A 10,314-nucleotide genomic window follows, 5' to 3' on the forward strand; every position below is an offset into this window, starting at 1 on the left:
GGGCGGGCAGCCACCGGGTGGGCCTGGCAGGGCTCCGCCGGAGGCGAGTTCAGCAGCGGTGTGCCGGAACTTCGTGTGCGGCACGCGCGTCACCACAGGTGTGATCACCACTGCCCTGCCGTCCTGGAGACATTGCGGCGCCGGTGCCGGCCCGGCCGACCCCGTCGGCTGCCGAGGCGTCCGCACCGGCAGCGGGACCGCCTGCCTGGCCCATCTCTCCGCGGCCGACCGCGCAGCCTGCCTGGGCGCGCTCGGCCCGGGCGCGGATGTGGACCTTCGCGGCACAGCGTTCAGTGAGGATCTTCTGCGCGCCCTGTTCGACGCCGTCCGGGATCCCGTCAGTGGAGCTCCCGCCTTCGGAGAGGCGCAGTTCGTGGGTGCCTCGTTCTCCGGCGACGCCCGGTTCGTGGGTGCCTCGTTCTCCGGAACGGCCCGGTTCGGCGGGGCGGTCTTCGGCGGGGCCGCGCGTTTCGACCGGGCGGAGTTCGGGGCCGGCGCCAGATTCCACAACGTCGAGTTCAAGGGGCCCGCCGACTTCACGAAGGCCCGGTTCCGGGGGACGGGCCGCTTCGGGGAGGCCGTTTTCTCGGGTGCGGTCGAGTTCGGCGGTACTTCGTTCGCCGATACCGCCCATTTCGCGGGCGCGCGGTTCGACGCGGCGCCTCACCTGGGTCCGTTGGTGTGCGGCAGACTCCTGGATCTGTCCGCGGCGGTGTTCACGGAGCCGGTCACGATCGAAGCGGCCGCGGCAGAGATCGCGTGCCGGCGGACCCGGTGGGAGTCCACGGCCATACTGCGGCTCAGACACGCCAGGGTCGACCTGACCGACGGCCGGCCGGCCCAACCGATCGCAGTCGTAGGACAGTTCACCCCCTTCGCGTCCGTGCCTGCCCGCGCGGAAGAAGCCCTCGGTTCCGATCCGGTCGTGCGGGTGGTTTCGATCCGGGGCGTCGACGCCTCCATGCTCACGCTGGCCGACCTGAACCTCGCCGAGTGCGTCTTCACGGGCGCCCTGCACCTCGACCAGCTCCGGCTCGAAGGGCTTTCGATCTTCCGTACGACGCCCGGCGGCCGGCGGACACGGGGCCTGGTCCCCTTCCGCTGGACCCGGCGGCAGGTCATCGAGGAGGAGCGGCAGTGGCGGGCCCTGCCCGGGCGAGCCGCGTCCGCGCGACGCGGCTGGGGCGCTCCTCCGCCGGACCCCGCCGCCGTACCGGGCCTGGCGTCCCTGACCACGGTGTACCGCCAACTGCGCAAGGCCCGGGAGGACAGCAAGGACGAACCCGGAGCCGCCGACTTCTACTACGGCGAAATGGAGATGCGCCGGCACAGCTTCGGATACCGCCGCGCCGAGCGGTGGCTGCTCCAGGCGTACTGGTCGCTGTCCGGCTACGGACTGCGTGCCGCACGGGCTCTCGCATGGCTCGTGACGGCCATGATCGTCTCGGTCTTCGCCCTGACCCTGTGGGGGGTGCCCAGCTCCGATCCCGGGGCCGTGACGACCGGCATCCTTCCCGGCACCGGCCGGAGGATCACCCTCAGTACCGATACGCCGTCACCCGGGCTGACGGGACCGCTCACGGAGCGGTTCACGGGCGAGCGCGTCGAGAAGTCGGTCCAAGTGGTGCTCAATTCCGTCATCTTCAGAGCCAGCGGCCAGAGCCTGACCACCGCCGGCACGTACATCGAGATGACGTCCCGGCTCATCGAACCAGGCTTCCTCGCCCTCGCCCTCCTTGCTGTTCGAGGCCGCCTCAAGCGGTAGAGCCGATGGCCCGCCACCGACAACGGGGCGGACGAGGCCGGGCGCGGACTGTCAGAGGCGTCTGCCACGCTGAGCGGTATGACACTGAGCAGTTTCAGCGACCTTGAGCAGGCCGTCCGCAGGAGTTGGGGCGCGGACACCACGACACCGGAACACCGGGCGCAGTGGACCCGGGACAATCCGGCGCGCGATCAGTGCGGCGTCACCGCGCTCGTGGTGCACGACCTGCTGGGCGGTGATCTGATGCGAGGCGAGGTCCATGTGGACGGCGAGCGAGTCGACTACCACTGGTGGAACCGGCTGGGCATGGGCGTCGAAGTCGATCTCACCCGTGAGCAGTTCGGCCCGCAGGAGATCGTCGTGGGCGGGAAGGTGGTCGTACGGCCGGCCCGGATCGTGCGGCTGCGTGAGGAGTACGAGCTGCTGCGCGGCAGAGTCCTGGCGGAGCTGAACCGGCAGTAGGCGGCACCCTGGAAGCTGTAGAAGTCCGGCCGGGTGAGCTCCGTCGGCGGGCCGCCATGTCGATGGGCCGCGGCTCGTTGTTCACCGCGCCGTGCGCGACGGGGGCGGGAGCGACGTCTTCGGGGAGGGTGAGGAGGGTTCTGTCGCCGAGTCGCTCATGGCAGGACTCTGTGAGCTGCCGCCGGCGCCTGTGCCGGGTCCGGAGTGCCGTCCGGGTCGGGTGGCGCGGGTGCGTCGCCGCGGGCGGCGTCGAGCGCGGCGCTGCGCCTGGTGAGTGTGCCGCTCTCCAGGCCGAGTTCGCGTTCGGCCGTGCTGACGGCCATCCGCGTGATCACCTCCGGGCGGTCCGCGGCCTCGGTGTTGGCGTGCGCGCCGAGGCCGTCGATGACGACCAGGATCTGGATGGTCGTCACATACGGGTCGGCGGTGCGGAATTCGCCGCAGTCGACGCCGTCACGGACGAGGTCCTCCAGTCGGCCCCGCCACAGCGCCTCGTGGTGGCCGACCCGGTCGCGGAGGGCGGGGCGGTAGCGGCTGAGGTGCCGGGCGTTGATCCACAGCCGGCTGATGTCGTCGTACGCGGCACCCGTCGCCAGCGCGAAGAAGCGGGCGAGCCGGTCCGTGGGCGACCGCGTCGCCGGGTCCGCCGGGAGCAGGGTGTTCAGTTCGGCCCCGGCGGCGGTGCCGAACGCCTCGGCCACCAGGTCCTCGACCGCCGGGAAGTAGTGGCTGATGAGACCGGGGCGGACGCCGAGCTGTTCGCCGATCCGGCGCAGCGTGATGCACTCCAGCCCTTCGGTCAGGGCGATGGCCGCCGCCGCGTCGACGATTTCCGCACGCCGGTCCGCCGGGGACTTCCGGATCCGCTTCCGCTGAGGGCTTGACGACATACCGGCGATGCTATTGACGGCGCGACCAACGGGCAACCGGAGGGCGGGCCGGTGGCCCGAAGGCCGCAGACACTCGGGGCCGCAGAGACCCGAGTCCGCAGAAAGTAGCCCCCGAGCCGCCGCCGCAACTGCCGATCGGGGCGGGATGCGGACCCTAGCGTCGATTCCTGCAAGCCATCACCGATGCCATGGAGGACAGGGATGAACAACAGCATGCGTACGGCGGCCGCTGCCGCAGCCCTCGTTGCCGGTCTCGTCACGGTGGGCGGCACCACGGGTGCCGCCGCTGCCGAGCGTCCGGAACGGATCACCAGCCAGGAGCAGCTCGCCAGAAGCATCGCGCAGGCGGTCGCGGCCGAGCAGCAGAGGGGCGCCGTCACCGACGGTGTCATCGGCGGCATGGTGGTCAACTCGACCGGCCCGCGTTCCTGCTGACGAATCGGAGGTGAGCACCGTGGACAGCACTGCGGACCTTGCCCGGGACGGGCGGGAAAGCCCCCTCAGATGGTGTCCGAGCGGTGATGCGAGCCGCCCGGAGAGCGTTGTTCTCGGCGTGCGGTCCGGGGAGCGTGACCAGGTCGCCTACCTGGCCGAACCCGTACCCGCCGCCGATGTTCTCGGCAGTATCCCGGAGGGGATCGCCCCCAACCGGGTGCTCCGGTTCGCCTCGCACTGCGTGTCGGACTGCGCGAACCGGGTCGGCGAGGCCTGCGGGCTGATCGAACGCATCACGACCGTGCCGGCCGAGCCCGGACCGGCCGCGGTGCCACGGTGCCACCTCCGCCCGCACTGCAAGTGGTGGAACCAGGTCGGTGTCGAGGCCTGCCACCGCTGCCCCGCCCTGACGACACTGGAACCCCGCGACGACGAACTCGCCGTTCTCGTCGCGGACCCGGCGACCACGCGTGAACAATTGGAGAGCTGGATCGCCGCAGCCCCATGAGCGGATAACGTTCACGGAGCCGGTCGCGGACCGGACCGAGAACATGAGAGAAGGGATGTCGTGGACAACTGGATACGGTGCTTCCGCCCGGCCCCCGAAGCCGCGGCACAGTTGCTGTGCTTCCCGCACGCAGGTGGTTCGGCCAGTGGCTACATCCCGCTGTCGACCCAGGTCTCGGGGACCGCGGAAGCACTGGTCGTGCAGTACCCCGGCAGGCACGACCGCATCGCCGAGCCGTTCGCCGAACGGCTCGGCGATGTCGTGCACGCGGTACTGGGCTCGCTCTCCGCGGACGGGGGCCGTCCGCTGATTCTGTTCGGCCACAGCATGGGCGCGCTCCTGGCGTACGAGACCGCACGGCAACTCGCGGCACAGGGACGCGAGCCCGCGGCGCTGTTCGTCTCGGGCAGCGAGGGCCCGTCGCTGCCGCGGCGCGCACGGCTGCCCGACCGGCCCAGCGACGCCGACCTGATCCGGGAGATGCGGCTGCTGTCCGGCACGGACGAGGAACTGCTGACCCACCCGGAGATCCTCGAACTCGCGCTGCCCCCGCTGCGCGCCGACTACGCCATGCTGTTCTCCCGAGTCCACGTTTCCGGGCCGCCGCTGCGCTGCCCGGTCGTCGCGCTGACCGGCGACAACGACCCCCGGGTCTCCGTCGAGGGCGTACAGGCGTGGGAACGGGAGACCGAGGGCCCCTTCGAGCGGCACGTACTGCCCGGCGGTCATTTCTTCCTGGGCGACCACCTGCCCCTCGTCGCGGATCTCATCGCCGCGTACGTGCCTGGACGAACGGTCCGTACGGGCGTCTGACACCGCACAGCGCACAACGCACAGGGCTTGGGCCCCGACCCGGAAGGGGTCGGGGCCCAAGCCCTGTGCGCCGTCGGTCATTCCGCCTCGAACTCCGACAGCAGGGCGTCGAGGGAGTCGTCGCCGTCCTGCGCCGCGACGATCCGGCGGGCCATCTCGTGCAGCGTCAACTGCTCCAGGAACAGCGTGATCGGGACATCGAGGTCGAAGTCGTCCCGGAGGCAGCCGACCAGGTGGACGGCGGTCAGTGAGTCGCCGCCGGCCGCGAAGTACGTCATCTCCGGGTCGTCGGCGTCCTCCAGCCCGAGGGCCTCGGCGATCAGCGCGCGGACGTCCCGTTCCAGGTCGGCGGAACGGCCACCCTGCTCCGGCTGCTCCCCGCCCGGCGTGCCCGGCGTGCCCGGCGTGCCCGGCGCGACCGGAACGAGGCGGTACGCGCCGTGGCTCTCACCGGCGAACGGGTACGTCGGCAGCGAGACCCGCCGGCCGCCCCCCTCCCGCACCACCGGGTCGCCCGCCAGCCAGGCATCGCCGAGCGGGTCGGGCCCGCCGAGGCCCGCCGCACCGCCCGAGGCCAGCTCGGTGAGCAGCTCCGCCGCCTCTGTCCGGCTCCCGGCCCGCACATAGCCGCGCACGGCCAACGGGGCACGGCCCACGCGGAGCGTGTGCGCGGTGTCGGCGAGGGACGGGGCACCCGGGGCGCGCAGCGCCCCGGCCAGCCGGCCGGCCACCTCGGCCAGGCACTCCCGGGTGCGGGCGGACAGCAGCAGGACCTCCGGCGCGCCCTCGGCCTCCGGCCGCCCGGCATCACCGCGCCGGGGCGCCTCCTCCAGGACCACATGCACGTTCGTGCCGCCGATCCCGACCGAGCTCACCCCGGACCGCCTGGGGCCGTGCTCCGGCTCCGGCCAGGCGGTCGCCCGCCCGACCAGGTGGAACGGCGAGTCGTCGAAGCCCAGTTCGGGGTGCGGTCGGCCGGCGTCGGCGTTCGGCACCAGCGTCGCGTGCTCCAGCATGAGCACCGATTTGATCAGCGCGGCCACACCCGCCGCCGCGTCCAGGTGGCCGATGTTCGACTTCACCGAGCCGATCCCGATCCGCCCGGTACCGAGCGCCCCCTTGAACGCCGCCGTCGCCGCCGCCGCCTCGATGCGGTCACCGAGCGCGGTGGCCGTGCCGTGCGCCTCCAGGTACTGGGCGTCGGCCGGGTCGAGACCGGCCGCCGCCCAGGCCTCCACGATCGCGGCGGTCTGCTGGTCGACACCGGGCGCGGTGAACCCGACCTTGGTGGCCCCGTCGTTGGTGACGGCACTGCCCCGGATGACGGCCCTGACCGGGTCGTTGTCGGCGATCGCGTCGGACAGCCGGCGCAGCACCACCACGCCCACCCCGTTGCCGGGCACCGTGCCGCTGGCCCGCTCGTCGAAGGGCCGGCAGCGGCCGTCCGGTGAGTAGATGCCGCCCTGCTGGTGGACGTAGCCCCGCTTGCGCACCGTGTCCACGGCGACGCCGCCGGCCAGCGCCGTGTCGCACTCGCCGAGCAGCAGGGACTGCACCGCGAGGTGCACCGCCGTCAGCGACGTCGAGCAGGCCGTCTGCACCGTCAGGCTCGGACCCTCCAGGCCCAGCCGGTAGGAGACCCAGGGGGCGAGGAACTCGCGGTCGGTGAGGATGCGCACCTGGAGCGCCCCGATGGACGCGGCGAGCCGCGGGTCGGTCTGCGCGGCCAGCATGTGCTCGGTGGGGCCGCCGCCGACGTACACGCCGGTACGGGCCGACCCGCCCAGCGGGCTGCGGCCGGCGTCCTCCAGCGCGGACCAGGCCGTCTGGAGGAGCAGCCGGTGCTGGGGGTCCAGGGCCGCGGCCTCGGTGCGGTTGAAGCCGAACAGCTCCGCCTCGAAACGGTCCGCGTCCGCGAGATGGCCCTTGGCCGGTACGTGGTCGCGGCCGCGCACCTCCTGCGGGTCGGCGCCGTCGGCGATCAGCTCCGCCTCGGTGAAGTCGGTCACCGAGCAGAGCCCGCCGAGCAGATTCTCCCAGTAGGCGTCCAGGTCGGGGGCGCCGGGGAAGCGGCCGCTCATCCCGACGACCGCGATCGCGGAGTCGGCTGCGAGGGGCTCGGCGGCGCTTGCGTTCTCGGTCATCGTGTGGAGCCTTTCCGGTAGCTGAGTCGTCGGGCGGCGGCGGTGCGTCGTGCGTGCCGGTCACCGCCGCGCGCGGCGGCCGTGTCGGCGGGAGGAGCGGTGTCGGGGGCCCCGGCGGCGGCCCCGAGGGCCGCCCGGTCGAGGTGGGCGGCGAGGGCGTTGACGGTGGGGTGGCGGAACAGGTCGACCAGGCTGAGTTCGCCGTACGTGCCCAGCTCGCGCAGGGCGGACAGGACGCTCAGCAGCCGGATCGAGTTACCGCCCAGATCGAAGAAGTGGTCGGTGACGGAGACGAGTTCGAGATTGAGCACCCGGGCCCACAGTCCGGCCACCAACTGCTCGGTCGCGGTGCCCGCGACGGTGGTCGAGCCGTCCGGCCGGCACCGCACCGTGGCGGGTTCCGGCAGCCGGGCCCGGTCGATCTTGCCGTTGCTGCTGAGCGGCATCTCGTCCAGTCGCACGAACACCTCGGGCACCATCGATCCGGGCAGCCGCCGGGCGAGATGGGCGCGCAGCTCGGCGTCCGCGGGCGCCGCCCCGTCCCGGCCCACGACATACGCCACGAGCCGCTGTGCCGTCCCCGTGCCGCGGACGGTGGCCGCCGCCAGGGCGACGCCCGGCGCACCCGCCAGCAGGGTCTCGATCTCGCCGAGTTCGACGCGTACACCGCGCAGCTTGACCTGGAGGTCGGAACGTCCGAGGTAGTGGATGAGCCCCTGCGCGTCGATCCGGCCGAGGTCACCGGTGCGGTACATCCGGGTGCCCGGTGCGCCGTGCGGGTCGGCGACGAACCGTTCGGCGGTCAGGGCGGGCCGGCCGACGTAGCCGCGCCCCAGCGAGGCACCGGCCACGTAGATCTCACCGGCGACCCCGGCGGGGACCGGCCGGAGCCGCTCGTCGAGCACATAGACCCGGGCCCCCGGCACGGCGCCGCCGAGCACCACGGGCTCACCGGGGGAGAGGTCCCCGGTGGTCGCGTAGACGGTCACCTCGCTGGGGCCGTACGCGTTCACGACCCGCCGTCCGGGCGCGCTGAGCCGTCCGACCAGCTCGGCCGGGCACGCCTCGCCGCCGACCGCGACGGTCCGCAGCTCGGGCAGCTGTCCGGTCAGGTCGGGCAGCAGCATCGCGGCGGACGGCGGCAGGAACACATAGGTGATGCGGGAGTCCCGCAGCCGGTCGAGCAGCGCCTCGCCGATCCGCTCGTCCTCCTGCGGGATGTGCAGCTCCGCACCGGCCACCCAGGGGAAGAAGAGGTCGGACACGGCGACGTCGAAGCCGAACGACACGAACTGCAGCACCCGGTCCCCGGCCTCGACGGGGAAGGAGTGCCGGACCGCCCGGGTGAGGTTGACCAGCGCCCGGTGCTCGATGGCGACCCCCTTGGGGATGCCGGTGGAGCCCGAGGTGAACAGGACGTAGGCGAGGTCCTCGGGGGCCGGTGCGGTACCGGCCGTCGCGGGAGGCGCCGGTGCGACGGGGTCCGTGACGGCCGGGCGGTCGACCCGGATGCACGGCACCTCCAGGCCCGCCGCCTTCGCCGCGGTCTCCTGGGAGGTCAGCAGGAGCCCGGTGCCCGAACCGTCCACCATGTGGCGGAGCCTGGCCTCCGGGTGGGCCTGGTCCAGCGGTACGTACGCGCCGCCCGCGCGCAGCACCGCCAGGGCCGCGATGCCCTGGTCGGCCGAGCGGGGCAGGAGCAGACCGACCCGGAAGCCGGGCCGTACCCCGGCGGCACGCAGCCGGGCGGCCAGCGTGTCGGCCCGGTCGAGCAGTTCGGCGTAGCTCAGCCGGAGATCGCCGCAGACCAGGGCAGTGGCGTCGGGGTGTTCGGCCGCCCGGTCGGCGATCAGATCGGGTACCAGGCGGTCCAGCGGTGCCGCCTCCGCGAGCCGGTCGGCACCGGCGATGGTGCGGGCGCGCTCGTCGGCCGGCACCAGCTCCACGACGGACATCGGGGCGGACGGATCCGCGAGGAGTCCGGCCAGCAGGGTGCGGAAGTTGTCCGTCCAGCGGCGGACCGTCGCCGCGTCGAACAGGTCGCTGCGGTAGATGAACTGGGCGGCGAGTCCGGCGTCCCAGCGCTCCACGAACAGGTGGAAGTCGAACTTCGCGGTGTCCAGCGTCAGCGCGAGCCGTTCGGTGGTGGCGCCGGTCAGCTTCAGCTCCGGCGTCGCCTCGTCCTCGTAGCTGAGCGCCACCTGCACCACCGGGTCGTGGCTGGTCTCCCGGACCGGGGCCAGGGTGTCGACCACCGCCTCGAACGGAGCGTCCTGGTAGGGCTGTGCCGCCAGCATCGAGGCCCGGACGCGGCGGGTCAGCTCGTCGAGGGACGGGTCGCCGCTCAGGTCCACCCGCATCGCCAGGGTGTTGGTCAGCATCCCGACCATCTCCTGGAGTTCGGGCCGCTCGCGGCCCGACGACGGATAGCCGACGACCAGGTCCTCGCCGCCCGAGAGCCGGGAGAGGAAAGCGGCGTACGCGGCGAACATCGTCATGAACGGGGTGGCGCCCGAGGCCGCCGCGACCTCGGCCAGGCGTTCCCTGACCTCGGCGCCGAGCAGGAAGCGCTCGGTGCCGCCCGAAGCGGTGCGGACCGGTGGGCGCGGGCGGTCCAGCGGCAGTTCCATGGCGGTGGGCGCGCCGCGCAGCAGGCCGGCCCAGTGCTCCACGGACGCCTCGAACGCGCCGTCCGCCGCGCGCTCCCGCTGCCAGGCCGCGTAGTCGGGGAACTGGATGGGGAGTTCGGCCGGACGGTACGTCAGACCCCGGGCCTCCTGCCGGTACCCCTCGGACAGCTCGTCCAGCATCAGGCCGAGCGACCAGCCGTCGCAGACCAGGTGATGGGCGACGAGCAGCACCCGGTGGCTGCCGTCGTCGACGGCGTACACGGTGCAGCGCAGCAGCGGCCCCGCGGCGGTGTCGAAGGGGAGGGCGGCCTCGGCGCGCACCAGGACGTCCGCGCCGTCGGCCGGTACGGTCCGCCGGACCGCGAGCCGTACCCGCCCGACGGCCGAGACGCGCTGCGCCGGGGTGCCGTCGTCGGCGGTCCGGAAGACGGTGCGCAGCGCCTCGTGCCGGGCGACCAGCGCGTCCAGCGCGCGGCCGAACGCCTCGGTGTCGAAGGGCCCGTGCACCGCGAAGGCGACCGGCACGTTGTACTGGGGGGAGCCCGGATTCAGCTGGTCGAGGACCAGCAGGCGGCTCTGGGCGTCGGAGGCGGGGAACTCGTACTCCTCGTTCCCGCCGCCCTCCCCGGCATAGAGGTCGATGAGCTCGACGGCGTCGACGGTCATG

The 10,314-nt window shown here is 73.1% G+C and carries 8 protein-coding genes; 5 read left to right on the top strand and 3 right to left on the bottom strand.

What is annotated here, in order from left to right:
* The first annotated feature begins 100 nt into the window (after positions 1–100).
* Together EES42_RS16845 and EES42_RS16850 are read left to right on the top strand one after the other, a co-directional pair.
* Positions 101–1,765: a pentapeptide repeat-containing protein gene (locus EES42_RS16845; RefSeq protein ID WP_241196414.1), complete on the top strand. Its 1,665-nt coding sequence runs from the start codon at positions 101–103 to the stop codon at positions 1,763–1,765.
* A 78-nt stretch (positions 1,766–1,843) separates the two neighbouring features.
* A complete protein-coding gene (locus EES42_RS16850; protein ID WP_124719024.1) occupies positions 1,844–2,227 on the top strand; it encodes a YunG family protein in 384 nt (127 codons plus the stop codon).
* Positions 2,228–2,382: 155 nt separating this feature from the next.
* On the opposite strand, the gene EES42_RS16855 is transcribed toward EES42_RS16850, so the two are convergent.
* Positions 2,383–3,117, bottom strand: a complete 735-nt coding sequence (locus tag EES42_RS16855; protein WP_124719025.1) for a TetR/AcrR family transcriptional regulator — start codon at positions 3,115–3,117, stop codon at positions 2,383–2,385.
* Between the two features lie 201 nt (positions 3,118–3,318).
* Here EES42_RS16855 and EES42_RS16860 point away from each other — a divergent pair, with 201 nt between their 5' ends.
* The 3 genes from EES42_RS16860 to EES42_RS16870 all read left to right on the top strand — a co-directional run bounded on the left by EES42_RS16860 (position 3,319) and on the right by EES42_RS16870 (position 4,873).
* Entirely contained in the window at positions 3,319–3,552 is a 234-nt protein-coding gene (locus EES42_RS16860; RefSeq protein WP_124719026.1) for a hypothetical protein, read from the top strand.
* A 118-nt stretch (positions 3,553–3,670) separates the two neighbouring features.
* Positions 3,671–4,060 carry a hypothetical protein gene (locus tag EES42_RS16865; RefSeq protein ID WP_241196415.1) on the top strand — a complete coding sequence of 130 codons (390 nt, stop codon included), beginning with the start codon at positions 3,671–3,673 and terminating at the stop codon, positions 4,058–4,060.
* Between the two features lie 60 nt (positions 4,061–4,120).
* A complete protein-coding gene (locus EES42_RS16870; protein WP_124719028.1) occupies positions 4,121–4,873 on the top strand; it encodes a thioesterase II family protein in 753 nt (250 codons plus the stop codon).
* A gap of 77 nt (positions 4,874–4,950) precedes the next feature.
* On the opposite strand, the gene EES42_RS16875 is transcribed toward EES42_RS16870, so the two are convergent.
* Complete coding sequence (locus tag EES42_RS16875) at positions 4,951–7,017, bottom strand: type I polyketide synthase (protein WP_124719029.1); 2,067 nt, start codon at positions 7,015–7,017, stop codon at positions 4,951–4,953.
* Positions 7,014–10,313, bottom strand: coding sequence for a non-ribosomal peptide synthetase (locus tag EES42_RS16880; RefSeq protein ID WP_124719030.1), 3,300 nt, complete (start codon positions 10,311–10,313; stop codon positions 7,014–7,016). Before EES42_RS16880 ends, EES42_RS16875 begins: the two co-directional genes overlap by 4 nt.
* Position 10,314 lies beyond the last annotated feature (1 nt).

Origin of the sequence: Streptomyces sp. ADI95-17 (genome assembly GCF_003846175.1) — a bacterium.
In the GTDB taxonomy this organism is placed as follows: domain Bacteria; phylum Actinomycetota; class Actinomycetes; order Streptomycetales; family Streptomycetaceae; genus Streptomyces; species Streptomyces sanglieri.